This is a genomic window from Leisingera sp. ABD4_442, from assembly GCF_056160905.1.
The window spans coordinates 25,371-37,832 of record NZ_JBSWYB010000006.1; the positions used below are offsets into that span (position 1 = coordinate 25,371).

The 12,462-nt window shown below is 58.9% G+C and carries 14 protein-coding genes; 7 read left to right on the forward strand and 7 right to left on the reverse strand.

Annotated elements, in window-relative coordinates:
• Positions 1-20 precede the first annotated feature (20 nt).
• Together hslU and ACXAHG_RS06910 are read left to right on the forward strand one after the other, a co-directional pair.
• Positions 21-1,334 carry an ATP-dependent protease ATPase subunit HslU gene (gene hslU, locus ACXAHG_RS06905; protein WP_475056537.1) on the forward strand — a complete coding sequence of 438 codons (1,314 nt, stop codon included), beginning with the start codon at positions 21-23 and terminating at the stop codon, positions 1,332-1,334.
• A 79-nt stretch (positions 1,335-1,413) separates the two neighbouring features.
• Entirely contained in the window at positions 1,414-2,529 is a 1,116-nt protein-coding gene (locus tag ACXAHG_RS06910; RefSeq protein WP_475056539.1) for an alpha/beta hydrolase, read from the forward strand.
• A gap of 7 nt (positions 2,530-2,536) precedes the next feature.
• Here the strand turns inward: ACXAHG_RS06910 and ACXAHG_RS06915 are convergent, their stop codons facing one another.
• From ACXAHG_RS06915 to ACXAHG_RS06925, 3 genes are read right to left on the reverse strand one after another with little or no spacing between them, the layout of a single operon-like run.
• A complete protein-coding gene (locus ACXAHG_RS06915; RefSeq protein ID WP_475056540.1) occupies positions 2,537-3,124 on the reverse strand; it encodes a Smr/MutS family protein in 588 nt (195 codons plus the stop codon).
• Positions 3,125-4,177: a murein transglycosylase A gene (gene mltA, locus ACXAHG_RS06920; protein ID WP_475056541.1), complete on the reverse strand. Its 1,053-nt coding sequence runs from the start codon at positions 4,175-4,177 to the stop codon at positions 3,125-3,127.
• Positions 4,174-4,830, reverse strand: a complete 657-nt coding sequence (locus ACXAHG_RS06925; RefSeq protein ID WP_475040114.1) for a Tim44/TimA family putative adaptor protein — start codon at positions 4,828-4,830, stop codon at positions 4,174-4,176. Before ACXAHG_RS06925 ends, mltA begins: the two co-directional genes overlap by 4 nt.
• 115 nt (positions 4,831-4,945) lie before the next feature.
• Between ACXAHG_RS06925 and ACXAHG_RS06930 the strand changes: the two genes are divergently transcribed.
• Both ACXAHG_RS06930 and secB read left to right on the forward strand, forming a co-directional pair.
• A complete protein-coding gene (locus tag ACXAHG_RS06930; RefSeq protein ID WP_475040115.1) occupies positions 4,946-5,446 on the forward strand; it encodes an FxsA family protein in 501 nt (166 codons plus the stop codon).
• Between the two features lie 56 nt (positions 5,447-5,502).
• Positions 5,503-5,991 carry a protein-export chaperone SecB gene (gene secB / locus ACXAHG_RS06935; RefSeq protein ID WP_475040116.1) on the forward strand — a complete coding sequence of 163 codons (489 nt, stop codon included), beginning with the start codon at positions 5,503-5,505 and terminating at the stop codon, positions 5,989-5,991.
• A 100-nt stretch (positions 5,992-6,091) separates the two neighbouring features.
• On the opposite strand, the gene dnaQ is transcribed toward secB, so the two are convergent.
• Genes dnaQ through ACXAHG_RS06955 form a run of 4 tightly spaced genes read right to left on the reverse strand, consistent with a single transcriptional unit; the run spans position 6,092 to position 8,829 of the window.
• Positions 6,092-6,817: a DNA polymerase III subunit epsilon gene (gene dnaQ / locus ACXAHG_RS06940; RefSeq protein ID WP_475056543.1), complete on the reverse strand. Its 726-nt coding sequence runs from the start codon at positions 6,815-6,817 to the stop codon at positions 6,092-6,094.
• Positions 6,810-7,403 (reverse strand): dephospho-CoA kinase, encoded by a 594-nt coding sequence (gene coaE, locus ACXAHG_RS06945; RefSeq protein ID WP_475040118.1) that lies wholly within the window; start codon positions 7,401-7,403, stop codon positions 6,810-6,812. Before coaE ends, dnaQ begins: the two co-directional genes overlap by 8 nt.
• On the reverse strand, positions 7,400-8,233 hold the full coding sequence (locus ACXAHG_RS06950) for a shikimate dehydrogenase (RefSeq protein ID WP_475040119.1): 834 nt from the start codon (positions 8,231-8,233) through the stop codon (positions 7,400-7,402). Before ACXAHG_RS06950 ends, coaE begins: the two co-directional genes overlap by 4 nt.
• Positions 8,230-8,829: a Maf family protein gene (locus ACXAHG_RS06955; RefSeq protein WP_475040120.1), complete on the reverse strand. Its 600-nt coding sequence runs from the start codon at positions 8,827-8,829 to the stop codon at positions 8,230-8,232. The genes ACXAHG_RS06950 and ACXAHG_RS06955 overlap by 4 nt, the downstream gene beginning before the upstream one ends.
• 410 nt (positions 8,830-9,239) lie before the next feature.
• Here ACXAHG_RS06955 and ACXAHG_RS06960 point away from each other — a divergent pair, with 410 nt between their 5' ends.
• The 3 genes from ACXAHG_RS06960 (at position 9,240) to mnmE (ending at position 12,460) form a co-directional block, all read left to right on the forward strand.
• Complete coding sequence (locus ACXAHG_RS06960; RefSeq protein WP_475040121.1) at positions 9,240-9,695, forward strand: CopD family protein; 456 nt, start codon at positions 9,240-9,242, stop codon at positions 9,693-9,695.
• A 176-nt stretch (positions 9,696-9,871) separates the two neighbouring features.
• A complete protein-coding gene (gene rho / locus ACXAHG_RS06965; protein WP_019295316.1) occupies positions 9,872-11,143 on the forward strand; it encodes a transcription termination factor Rho in 1,272 nt (423 codons plus the stop codon).
• Positions 11,144-11,173: 30 nt separating this feature from the next.
• Positions 11,174-12,460: a tRNA uridine-5-carboxymethylaminomethyl(34) synthesis GTPase MnmE gene (gene mnmE, locus ACXAHG_RS06970; protein ID WP_475056544.1), complete on the forward strand. Its 1,287-nt coding sequence runs from the start codon at positions 11,174-11,176 to the stop codon at positions 12,458-12,460.
• The last annotated feature ends 2 nt before the right edge of the window (positions 12,461-12,462 follow it).

The window sequence follows — 12,462 nt, forward strand, 5'->3', positions numbered from 1 at the left end:
AAACAAGAAAGCTGAGTGACATGACCGATCTGACCCCGCGCGAAATCGTTTCCGAACTGGACCGCTTTATCATCGGCCAGAAGGAGGCCAAGCGTGCCGTGGCCGTGGCGCTGCGCAGCCGCTGGCGGCGCAAGCAGCTGGCCGATGACCTGCGCGACGAGGTCTATCCGAAGAACATCCTGATGATCGGCCCCACCGGCGTCGGCAAGACCGAGATCTCGCGCCGGCTGGCGAAACTGGCGCGCGCGCCGTTCATCAAGATCGAGGCCACCAAGTTTACCGAGGTCGGATATGTCGGCCGCGACGTGGAGCAGATCATCCGCGATCTGGTCGACAGCGCCATTGCCCAAACCCGCGAGTTCATGCGGGAAGAGGTGAAGGCCAACGCCCACAAGGCCGCCGAGGACCGGGTGGTTGAGGCCATCGCCGGTACAGAGGCGCGCGATGCCACCCGCGAGATGTTCCGCAAGAAGCTGAAGGCGGGTGAGTTGGACGACACCGTTATCGAGCTGGACGTGGCCGATACCTCCAACCCGATGGGCAATATGTTCGACATCCCCGGCCAGCCCGGCGGCGGCAATATGGGGATGCTGAACCTGGGCGACCTGTTCGGCAAAGCAATGGGCGGGCGCACCACCCGCAAGAAGATGACCGTCGCCGAAAGCTATGAGGTGCTGATCGGCGAAGAGGCGGACAAGCTGCTGGATGACGAAACCGTCACCCGCACCGCGCTGGAGGCTGTCGAACAGAACGGCATCGTGTTCCTTGACGAGATCGACAAGGTCTGCGCCAGGCAGGAGGTCCGCGGCGGCGATGTCAGCCGCGAAGGGGTGCAGCGCGACCTGCTGCCGCTGATCGAGGGCACCACCGTCAGCACCAAACACGGCCCCGTAAAGACCGACCACATCCTGTTTATCGCCTCGGGCGCCTTTCACATAGCCAAGCCATCGGATCTGCTGCCGGAACTTCAGGGCCGTTTGCCGATCCGGGTCAACCTGCGTGCTCTTACTGAAAATGACTTTGTCCGGATCCTGACTGAAACTGACAATGCTCTCACCCGCCAATACACTGCCTTGATGGGCACGGAAGAGGTCGAGGTGACTTTTACCGAAGACGGGATCGCGGCGCTGGCCAAGATCGCGGCGGAAGTGAACCAGACTGTCGAAAACATCGGTGCGCGCCGGCTGTACACCGTGATGGAGCGTGTCTTTGAGGAGCTGTCCTTTACCGCACCTGACCGCTCCGGTGAGGCCGTCACCGTTGACGCCTCTTTCGTCAAAAAGAACCTGGGCGAGCTTGGCCGTTCAGCAGATGTCAGCCGGTACGTGCTTTAAATAGCATTCTGCCTCGCACCCGCTATGGACTTTGGCGGCTGGCACAGTAGCCTGCCGCCATTGATTGAGGTGGGATGAAATGCAGGTGCTGAAGCTGTTTTTTTGGGGATTTCTGTTGTTTCTGTCCGCCTGTACTGACAGATCCCTTTCCCCAACAGTTCCAGAAGCGCTGCAACTGGGCACCCCAAAAACGATCTTTGCGGCAACCAACCGGGATGCGTTGCCGGACGGCACATTTGGCACTGACCGGACAGACGGTTTCAGCCTGCTGGAGCTGACGGTTTCCATTCCGCCGGACCACAAGCCCGGGTCTCTGAAATTCGGCTACAACGACCCGGATCCTGCCACAGAGTTCACCATGGCAGGCCGCAGGAAATTTGAAGATGAAGACGCGTTTTCAGCCCGCCTGAAACAGGAACTGGCTAAATTCCCGCCGCAAGAACGGGATGTTACCGTCTTTGTCCACGGCTTCAATTCGACCCAGGCGGAGACGGCTTTCCGCGCTGCACAGCTGACCCACGATATAGATGTTCCCGGCGCAACGGTGATCTATTCCTGGCCAAGCAAAGGCCGTCCGCTTGGCTATGCCTATGATGGTGATAGCGTGCTGTTCGCCCGCGACGGTTTGGAAATGCTGTTGCGTAAACTGCGCTTATCCGGCGTTGAACGGATTGTTGTAGTTGCCCATTCCATGGGCGGGCTGCTCACCATGGAAGCACTGCGGCAGATGGAGATCAAAACGCCTGGGTGGACAGCCCGGAACCTGGGCGGCGTTGTTCTCATGTCACCGGACCTGGACGTCGATGTTTTCAAATCCCAGATGCAGCGGTTTACCCAAGTGCCGCAGCCATTTCTGATCTTTGTTTCACGCAAGGATAATGTGCTGACCCTGTCCCAGCGGCTGCGGGGGCTTGATGGGCGTGAGAGGCTGGGTAATCTCGACAATATTGAGGAGATAAAGGGGTTGCCGGTTGAAGTCATCGACACAACTGCCTTTGCCGATGAAGCGGAATCGCAGCATTTCGTGGCTGCGTCCTCCCCTGCGCTTCTGGCGCTGCTCAACGGCGCCCGGCAGACGGCTGACACCTTTACCCAAGGTCAGGACCTATTGCAGAAGATTCTGCCCGGGCAGATCGTTATTCGCGACAACGCGGTAAAGGTGGCTCTGGAAAACACAGTTGCAGACAGCCGGTAGCAGGCGGTCAGCGGTTCCGCCTAAGATAAATGTAATAAGCGCCTTCGCCGCCATGGCTGATGTGGGCTGGCGTTACCTGCAATACTGCCTGTGACAATGGCGGCAGCGCCAGCCATTGGGGAACCTTGTGGCGCAGCACCCCGCGCGGCACCGGCATCGGGCCTGGCTCATCACGGTCCTTGCCCTTGCCAGTCACCACAAGCACCAGCCGTTTTCCTGACGCCTGCGCAGACAGAATGAACCGTGTAAGGGCCGGGTGCGCCGTGTCGATACGCATACCGTGCAGGTCCAGTTTTCCCTCAGGCCTGATCTTGCCCCGCTTCATGCGCCGGAACGCTTTTTCATCCATTTGCAGCGGATCGCTGGCCAGGCTGCGTGCGATCGAGGGTTTCAGGTCGTTTTTAACAGGTTTGGGTTTTGCCCTGCTGCCAATCTCAAAGGCCGCCAGGCGCGGCTCCGGCTGCTTGACTGGCTTGGGTTTTGGCATCGGCGGGGCAGGGGGCGTTGAATGTGCGCCCGGATGCAACCGCTCAGTGTGCTTCACGACCTTATGCCAAAGGTCGATTTCCTCCCCTGTCAGTTTCCGCCGTGTCATTCAAAGATCTTCCGGCAGCATCGCATAGGCCCGCTGGATCGGCAGCAGAACCACCATCCGGCCGGGATCTTTCATTGTACCGGCGGTTTCGCCGGCCACATCGCCAGTGCCAACAAAAATATCTGCACGTTGCGCGCCCTTGATGGCAGATCCGGTATCCTGTGCAACCATCAAACGGCGCAGCGGCATATTGCCTTGCTTTTCGACCCAAACAGGCGCGCCCAAAGGCGTATATGCAGGGTCCGCCGCAATGGTCCGCATCGGCGTTACCGAGCGGTTCATTGCACCAAGCGGCCCCTTGGAAGCAGCAACTTTGCGCACTTCCCTGAAAAACACATACGACGGGTTGTGGAACAAAAGCTCCTTGCCATCGGCTGGATTCCGGCGCACCCAGGATTTGATCACCTGGGCACTTACCTGGTGGACATTGTACACGCCCCGGCGCACCAGTTCTTTGCCAATAGATTTATACGGATGGCCATTGGCCCCGCCGTAGCCAACGCGGATCATTGTTCCATCCGGAAGGCGGATCCGCCCCGATCCCTGAATTTGCAGAAAGAACAGCTCAACCGGGTCGTCCACCCAGGCAATTTCCAGCCCGCGGCCTTGCATCACATCGCTGGTCAGAATGTCCCGGCGCGGCAGCCAAAGATCCGTGCGGCGCGCCTCTGGCGGTATCTTATAGACCGGATACCGGTAGCGTCCTGTGGGATAGCGGGAGCCGTCCAGCTCAGGTTCAAAATAGCCCGTGAACAGGGCCGGATTGCCATCCTCAATCAACACCGGGCGGAAGAACAGTTCAAAGAATGCCCGTGCGCCTTCGGGCGCCTGTGATTGAGCCGCCTTGCACAGAGCAGTCCAATCCGGATCCCTCAGATCACCGCAGGTTTCCAGGAAAACGGCCAGAGCCGCTGCATGGTCATCGTCTGCCCAACCGTCTAGCTGAGCAAAATCCAGCAGGCTGGACACGGCTTCGGATTGCGCCCCAGAGGCGGTCATCGCGGCACCTGCAATTGCAGCTGCCCCAAGTGCCCCCCGAAGCGCCGCAATCATGCGTCCGTCGCGACCAGCTGCCAGTTCGGATCGTCGCTTCCCATGCCGCGCGCAAAGACCCATGTGTCCTTCTGGCGTTTCACAGCTTTGGGATCGCCTTCGACGATATCGCCGCCGCGGTCACGTACTACAGAAGTCAGCTCACCCACAAAACGCATGGTGATCTCCGCGCGGCCGGTTGACGGGTTGAATTGGGCATCTGCCAGAGACGTTTCCCGGACGCCGATGAATTCAGCCTCGATCTTCAATCCCTGATCTTCGCGCTGCGCAACGGCGTCAACAAAACTGTCAAACACGTCTTCCGCCAGGAAGGGCTGGATTTCGTCCAGGTTTCCATGTTCGAACCCCATCAGGATCATCTCGTATGCGCCACGCGCACCTTGCACAAAGTCCTGCACCTGAAACGATGGCTCCGCCCGTTTCATCGCCGCAAGAGCGGCAGCTTGCGGGCTGTCTTCAGCCACATAGTCAGTGATGTCGCGGTCAGGGCCGCCTTCGATCACTTCCAGGTCGGGGCGGCGTCCCCGCGCTTCGGATTGCGGCAACGGCGGCTTTTCAAAGCCTTCACGTGTTCCCAATACGCTTTTCAGGCGCAGGATCAGAAACACGGCAATACCGGCCAGAACCAAAAGCTGAATCACAGGCGACTCCATGGATACCTCATGCTAGGCGTTCGTACTTTGTTTGAAACCAAAGCGGTCACGTCTTATGTAGGTGACGGGCGGGGGCAAGTCTACCGCCCGGGTGTATGATCGCAAGGAAACCCTGATGTATCTTTTCCTGGCCTTTCTGATGGTTCCCATCATTGAAATCGCTTTGTTTATTCAAGTTGGGGGCGCCATCGGGCTGTGGCCGACCCTGGCCATCGTTGTTCTGACCGCCGTGCTGGGCACCTGGCTGGTGAAAACCCAGGGGCGCATGGCAATGGGCCAGCTGCGGTCGTCTTTCCAGCAATTGTCAGATCCTGCGGAGCCTTTGGCCCACGGAGCCATGATCCTGTTTGCCGGTGCGCTGCTGCTGACGCCGGGATTCTTTACGGATGCCTTCGGCTTTGCCTTGCTTATGCCGCCAGTGCGGCTGGCTGTGTACTGGTATCTGCGCGCCCGTGTCACTGTGGCCCAGTTCCAAATGGGTCCTGGCAGCATGCACGGGCGGCACTACCCCGGAGCTGCCGGAAAACCGGATGACATTATTGATGGCGATTACGAAGATGTGACCCCAGGGAAGCGTCCCGAAGGCCCTTCGGGCTGGGTTGAAGGCCCCCGTTGAGCTAGCCGGACCAAGCTGCTAAGCACGGTCAAAAGCATATTTTCAGGAGTATCTCCATGGCCGAAAACGGCGAAGCCCAGCAGCAGCCACAGGTCCAGATGAACATTCTGGGCCAGTTCATCCGCGACATGTCGTTTGAAAACGTGATGGCGCAGAAAGGCACCGGCGGCGACGTTCAGCCCGATGTCAGCGTTCAGGTGAACCTGGATGCGAAAAAGCGCTCAGCTGAAAACCAGTATGAAGTCGTCACCAAGCTGACCGTCGAGTCCAAAAACAAGGAAGGCGGCGAGGTTCTGTTTGTGCTGGAACTGGAATATGTCGGCGTGTTCAACATCGTGGGCGTGCCGGAAGACCAGCTGCACCCGTTCTTGCTGATCGAATGCCCGCGCATGACCTTCCCGTTCCTGCGCCGTATCGTGTCCGACGTGACCCGCGACGGCGGCTTCCCGCCGCTGAACCTGGACAACATTGATTTCGTGGCGATCTACCGTAACGAGCTGGCCCGCCGTCAGCAAGAGGCAGCGGCAGCTGCCCCGACCCAGTAAGGGTTCAGAGTTTTGAAACAGAAAACGCCGCTGAATATCAGCGGCGTTTTTCTTTTTCCGGGCCGGCTTGGGTCAACCTTCGTGGCCCATGCTGCTTAGGTCAGGAGGCCTTCCACAAAGCATCATCGCCCATCTTGGCCACAAAAGCGTCATGCGCGGCCTGTTCCTCAGCTGTGATCCGCGCCGGCAGGGCCGTTTGCCGCGGGGCAGGGCGCCAATCATCTTCCACCTGGACCGAGCTGGAGGAGGCTTGCGTCGACAAGCCAAAATCCGGCTGACGGCCGCCAATCAGCTCCAGGTAGACATCAGCCAGGATCTCGGAGTCGAGCAGCGCGCCGTGCAGGGTCCGGTTGGAGTTGTCGATATTGAAACGGCGGCAGAGCGCATCCAGCGTTGCCGGCGAGCCCGGGAACCGCTGGCGGGCCATCGCCAGGGTGTCGATGGCCTGATCCATCGGCAGTTTGGGCAATCCCATCCAGCCGAGCTCCGCGTTCAGGAATTTCATGTCGAAGCTGGCGTTGTGGATGACCAGCTTGGAATCCTGCACAAAATCCAGGAACTTCTGACCGATCTTGGCAAACACCGGCTTGTCCCGCAGCGTCACCGCGCCGGGTTCCGGTTTTTGCGGCGGCTCCAGAAGATCCGGGCCAATGCCATGCACCGAGAACGCCTCAGCCGGCATGGAGCGTTCCGGGTTCATGTACTCGTGGAACGTCTTGCCGGTGGGCATGTGGTTATAGAGCTCCACCGCGCCGATCTCGACGATGCGGTCGCCGGAAAAGGGATCAAACCCGGTGGTTTCGGTATCAAGAACGATTTCACGCATGGGCCAGTTTGCTCCTGATGTCTGCGAGGATCTCTGCCACCTGCGCCTCGGCGTGCTCTAGCGTGTCCGTTTCAATCACGTAGTCGGCGCGGGCGATTTTGTCCTTAATCGGCATCTGTTTTTGCAGGATTTGCCGGAACTGCTCAACCGTCATTGTGCCGCGGGAAAGAACACGGCTTTGCTGGGTTTCCGCGTCAACGCTTACACAGGCCACCGCATCCATTTCGGCGTGGCCGCCGGTTTCAAAAAGCAGCGGGATGTCGAAGACTAGGACATCGCTTTTTGCCTGCGCCCGGAAGGCGGCCCGGTCCCGCGCAACCAGCGGATGCACGATGGTTTCGATGAGTTTCAATGCGTCTGGATCAGCGCCAATGATCTTCTTCAAGGCGTCCCGGCTGACTGCGCCGTCCTCAATTGCCTCAGGGAAAGCGGCCTGCATCGGTGCGACCGCCGCACCCTCTTTGCCATAAAGCCGGTGAACAGCCGCATCAGCATCCCAAACAGCGCAGCCCTGGGCCGCGAACAGTCTGGCAGTTGTGCTTTTGCCCATGCCGATGGATCCGGTGAGACCGAGGCTGAAACTCATCTGAGTGCCGCCGCGCGGGTGGCTGCGTCCACTTCGGGACGATGGCCGAACCAGCGCTCGAACCCCGGAACCGCCTGGTGCAGCAGCATGCCAAGCCCGTCGACCACGGTGCAGCCGGCATCTTCGGCGGATTGCAGCAGGTCGGTTTTCAGCGGCGCATAGATCAGGTCTGTCACCACCGCATTTCGCTGCAACCCGTCCAGCGGCACCCGCAGACGGGGCTTGCCGACCATGCCCAGAGAGGTGGTGTTCACGATCAGCGCGCCTTCTTCGATGATATTGCCGGCCTGGACCCAATCAGACACTTTGACCCGGCTGCCGAAATCGTTTTGCAGCTGTTCGGCACGGCCGCGGGTGCGATTGGTCAGCAGGATCTCGGGCACTCCAGCCTCCAACAGCGACGCGACGACCGCGCGGCAGGCGCCGCCGGCCCCCAGCACCACGGCCGGCCCGGACTGCGGTTCCCACAGCGGCGCGCCCTGTTGCAGGTTGGTGATGAAGCCATAGCCGTCGGTGTTGTCGGCCATAATGGTGCCGTCCTTGCGGAAGATCAGCGTGTTGGCCGCGCCGATCAGCTTGGCCCGGTCGGTGACCTTATCGGCGATTTCCATCACCGCTTCCTTGTGCGGGATCGTCACATTGGCGCCGACAAACCCCATTTTCGGCATCATCCGGATGGTGTCGGCCAGATCCTCAGGCTCCACATGCATCGGCACGTAATGACCGGCAATGCCATGAGCGTTCAGCCAGTGGCGGTGCAGCTGCGGGGATTTGGAATGCGCAACCGGACAGCCGATAACGCCGGCCAGCGGGATTTTGGCTTCTGTCATTGCTCGATTACCCCTTGCAGACCCAGATAACTGATAAGCTCCATCAGCGGCAATCCCAAGACATTAAAGTAGCTTCCGTCAATGGAGGTGAACAGGCGCACGCCTTCCTCCTCCAGTTTATAAGCGCCCACCGCGTGGCGGATGCTGTCCCAATTCCGGGACACATAGTCCTGCAGATAGGCATCGGAGCATTTCCGCATTACCAGCCGGACCTGCCCCACATGGCGCCAGACAGGTTCTCCGTCGCGGTAGATCACTGCCGCCGACAGCAGCATATGCCGCTTGCCGCACATCGCCTTGAGCTGCTTCAGCGCCACCTCTTCACTGATGGGTTTGGAAAGAAGGGTTCCTTCAAAATCAAGCACCTGGTCACATCCCAGCACCAGTTTTCCCGGGTGTTTACCGCTGATCTTGCGCGCCTTTGCCTCAGCCAGCGCATCGGCAATGTCCCGCGGCGGCGCCTGTTCAGCCAGAAGCGCGGCCTTGATCGCGTCTTCATCAAGCCGAGGGATGTCAGTGGCAAATTCAATGCCTGCCTGGCGCAATAGATGCGCCCGGATTTCGGAACCGGAAGCCAGCACTATGTGGGCAGTCATGTGGAAAACCCCGTGGGAAAGACGCAGATCGTTTCAGGACGTTTTGTATGGTTTTCCACGCTCAAGTAAAGACTCCAGGGCTTGACGCAAATCTCAGGATTCAGCCGGCTGAGTCGTCCTTTGTGAGCGAGGATAACTTGGAATCCGTGGATATGCCGGCTCTCCCCGGATCATCCCAGTCTTATCCCCAAGCACGGATTGGTAAACACATCCTTAACGCACCTTATTTCTAAGGCGTTAAGAAAATTTCCACGACTCCTGTCCCATCCAAGCTGGAATCTTATCCCTGCTGGGGATAAGCGGAGGAGGATTCACTTATCCACCGGAATCCACGCACCCTACAAAAACATCATCCTTCTAATATTCATTTAATTATTAGGGTGATCAGATCAGACCAGGGAGAACAGCCCATGGACCTGAGCGATGTGATGTTCACGCTCTACCCATACGCCAAGTCGCTGCACATCATGGCTGTACTCAGCTGGATGGCAGGTCTCTTCTATCTCCCCCGTCTGTTTGTGTATCATGTGGAGCAGGCAGAGAATGTGAAGGAAGCCATTCCAATCTTTCTGACCATGGAAGAAAAGCTCCTCAGGATCATCATGCGCCCGGCCATGTATGTGTCCTGGGCAGCAGGGCTGTTCATCGTTCTCACGCCCGGAATCGTCGACTGGAGCTACATCTGGCCCTGGACCAAGGGGGTCTCGGTGATTGCCATGACCTGGTTCCATCATTGGCTGCTGTTCCGCTACCGCGATTTCAAAGAAGGCAGGAATTCTCTCACCGGCCGGCAGTTTAGGATGATGAATGAGGTGCCCACTGTGCTGATGCTGGTGATTGTGGTTTCAGTCATCTTCAAATTCTGACGCAGAGGCGCAGAAACAAGCCCAGCAGCGCCGGAACGCTTGCAGCCGGCGTTTGACTCATCTGAAACGAGTCCCTATGTATGGCTCTCAACGGGCCCGTCCGGGCGTGCCGTGTTTTCCATTCCTGTCGTCAGACCGACCCCCTGGGTAAACGGGGGAGTAGAGGCCGTATATATATGACCGTGCAATCCCTGAATCTGTCCGATCTCAAGGCGAAAAGCCCCAAAGCGCTGCTGGCGATGGCCGAGGAGCTGGAGATCGAAAACGCTTCGACCATGCGCAAGGGCGAGATGATGTTCCAGATCCTGCGGGAACGTGCGGATGAGGGCTGGGATATCGGCGGCGACGGTGTGCTGGAGGTGCTGCAGGACGGCTTCGGCTTCCTGCGCTCGCCCGAGGCCAACTATCTGCCGGGTCCTGACGATATCTATGTCTCGCCGGACATGATCCGCCAGTATTCGCTGCGTACCGGCGACACCGTCGAAGGCCAGATCAAGGCACCGCTGGAGTCGGAACGCTATTTCGCACTGACCAATGTCACCAAGATCAACTTTGAAGAGCCTGAGAAGGCCCGTCACAAGATTGCATTCGACAATCTGACACCGCTCTATCCGGATGAGCGCCTGAAGATGGAGATCGAGGATCCCACCATCAAGGACCGCTCCGCCCGGGTAATCGACCTGGTGGCCCCCATCGGCAAAGGCCAGCGTTCGCTGATCGTGGCGCCGCCGCGGACCGGTAAGACCGTGATCCTGCAGAATATCGCGCATTCGATCGAGAAGAACCATCCGGAATGCTACCTGATCGTTCTGCTGATCGACGAACGCCCGGAAGAGGTTACCGACATGCAGCGCTCGGTGAAGGGCGAGGTTGTCTCCTCCACCTTCGACGAGCCGGCGACACGCCACGTTGCAGTTTCCGAAATGGTCATCGAAAAGGCCAAGCGTCTGGTGGAACATAAACGAGATGTTGTTATCCTCCTTGACTCGATCACAAGACTTGGTAGGGCGTTCAACACTGTTGTTCCGTCCTCGGGCAAGGTTTTGACCGGTGGTGTCGACGCAAACGCGCTGCAGCGCCCGAAACGCTTCTTTGGTGCCGCACGTAACATCGAAGAGGGCGGTTCGCTCACCATTATCGCCACCGCGCTGATCGACACCGGATCGCGCATGGACGAAGTGATCTTTGAAGAATTCAAAGGTACCGGCAATTCGGAAATCGTGCTGGACCGCAAGATTGCCGACAAACGTGTGTTCCCGGCAATCGACATCCTCAAGTCCGGTACCCGGAAAGAGGATCTGCTGGTCGACAAGGGCGATCTGGCCAAAACCTTTGTTCTGCGCCGGATCCTGAACCCAATGGGCACCACCGATGCCATCGAGTTCCTGCTATCAAAGCTGAAGCAGACCAAGTCGAATTCCGAGTTCTTCGACTCGATGAACACCTGATCCGGGCCGGCAAGAGAGAAGGGCCATCCCATGGACACGATCTTTGCGCTGGCCTCCGCCCAAGGAAAGGCAGGGGTTGCGGTAATTCGCGTCTCTGGCCCGCTGGCGCTTGAGGCCGGCGCTCAGCTTTGCGGCGGCGACTTACCGGCGCGGCGCGCCAGCCTGCGGGAATTGCGGGACGAATCAGGGGAACGGCTGGATGAGGCGCTGGTTCTGACCTTCACAGCGCCAAACAGCTTTACCGGCGAAAATACCGTTGAATTTCAAACGCATGGAAGCACTGCAGTTGTTTCCGCGGTGCTTGATTCTCTGAGGCGAATCAATGGTTTGAGAATGGCCGAACCCGGTGAGTTCACGCGCCGGGCGCTGGAAAACGGAAAACTGGACCTGGCTCAGGTTGAAGGCTTGGCGGACTTGATCGACGCGGAAACCGAAGCGCAGCGCAAGCAGGCGCAAGTGATCCTTGCTGGCGGATTGGGCGACCTGGCCGAGACATGGCGCGCAAACCTGATCCGGGCTGCGTCACTGATCGAGGTCACGATCGACTTCGCCGATGAAGAAGTGCCGGTTGACGTCACGCCTGAGGTGGCTGCGCTGTTGGCGGATGTTCAGGCCGGCTTGGAGAAGGAAACCGCCGGCGTCAGAATTGCCGAACGAATCCGCAGCGGGTTTGAGGTTGCCATCATCGGTGCGCCGAACGTCGGGAAGTCTACGCTGCTGAATGCGCTTGCCGGCCGCGAAGCCGCGATCACGTCCGAATACGCGGGCACCACCCGCGATATTATCGAAGTGCGTATGGATCTTGCCGGCCTGCCTGTTACCCTGCTGGACACCGCCGGCCTGCGCGAAACTGAAGACCATGTTGAAGGGATTGGTATTGCCCTGGCGCGCAAACGGGCCGAAGAAGCAGATCTTCGGGTTTTCCTGGCAGAGGATGATGAGGTCCTTGATGTTGAAATGCAGGCCGGCGACATCCGCCTGCGCCCTAAGGCCGATCTGAGGGACGACACCGGCGATGCAATTTCCGGCCGGTCCGGGCAGGGGATAGATCGCCTTGTCGGACATGTTTCGGAAGTTTTAGGTACCCGTTCTGCACAGGCTGGGATTGCAACCCGCGCCCGGCACCGGGATGCGATGCTGTCGGCCATTGTATCTCTGAAAGAAGCCCAGGATATCCTGCAGCGAGGTCCTGAGTTTTATGATATAGCTGCCGAGGAAATGCGGTCTGCTATCCGGGCATTGGAGATGCTTGTCGGCCGGATCGGGGTTGAAAATCTCTTGGATGAGATTTTCTCCAGTTTTTGTCTGGGAAAGTGAAG

Coding starts and splice junctions, on each gene's coding strand:
- ACXAHG_RS06910 (WP_475056539.1), top strand. CDS start 1,414: ATGCAGGTGCTGAAGCTGTTTTTTTGGGGATTTCTGTTGTTTCTGTCC.
- ACXAHG_RS06925 (WP_475040114.1), bottom strand. CDS start 4,830: ATGGAGTCGCCTGTGATTCAGCTTTTGGTTCTGGCCGGTATTGCCGTG.
- mltA (WP_475056541.1), bottom strand. CDS start 4,177: ATGATTGCGGCGCTTCGGGGGGCACTTGGGGCAGCTGCAATTGCAGGT.
- ACXAHG_RS06955 (WP_475040120.1), bottom strand. CDS start 8,829: ATGACTGCCCACATAGTGCTGGCTTCCGGTTCCGAAATCCGGGCGCAT.
- rho (WP_019295316.1), top strand. CDS start 9,872: ATGACCGTGCAATCCCTGAATCTGTCCGATCTCAAGGCGAAAAGCCCC.
- coaE (WP_475040118.1), bottom strand. CDS start 7,403: ATGAGTTTCAGCCTCGGTCTCACCGGATCCATCGGCATGGGCAAAAGC.
- hslU (WP_475056537.1), top strand. CDS start 21: ATGACCGATCTGACCCCGCGCGAAATCGTTTCCGAACTGGACCGCTTT.
- ACXAHG_RS06930 (WP_475040115.1), top strand. CDS start 4,946: ATGTATCTTTTCCTGGCCTTTCTGATGGTTCCCATCATTGAAATCGCT.
- dnaQ (WP_475056543.1), bottom strand. CDS start 6,817: ATGCGTGAAATCGTTCTTGATACCGAAACCACCGGGTTTGATCCCTTT.
- secB (WP_475040116.1), top strand. CDS start 5,503: ATGGCCGAAAACGGCGAAGCCCAGCAGCAGCCACAGGTCCAGATGAAC.
- ACXAHG_RS06960 (WP_475040121.1), top strand. CDS start 9,240: ATGGACCTGAGCGATGTGATGTTCACGCTCTACCCATACGCCAAGTCG.
- ACXAHG_RS06950 (WP_475040119.1), bottom strand. CDS start 8,233: ATGACAGAAGCCAAAATCCCGCTGGCCGGCGTTATCGGCTGTCCGGTT.
- mnmE (WP_475056544.1), top strand. CDS start 11,174: ATGGACACGATCTTTGCGCTGGCCTCCGCCCAAGGAAAGGCAGGGGTT.
- ACXAHG_RS06915 (WP_475056540.1), bottom strand. CDS start 3,124: ATGACACGGCGGAAACTGACAGGGGAGGAAATCGACCTTTGGCATAAG.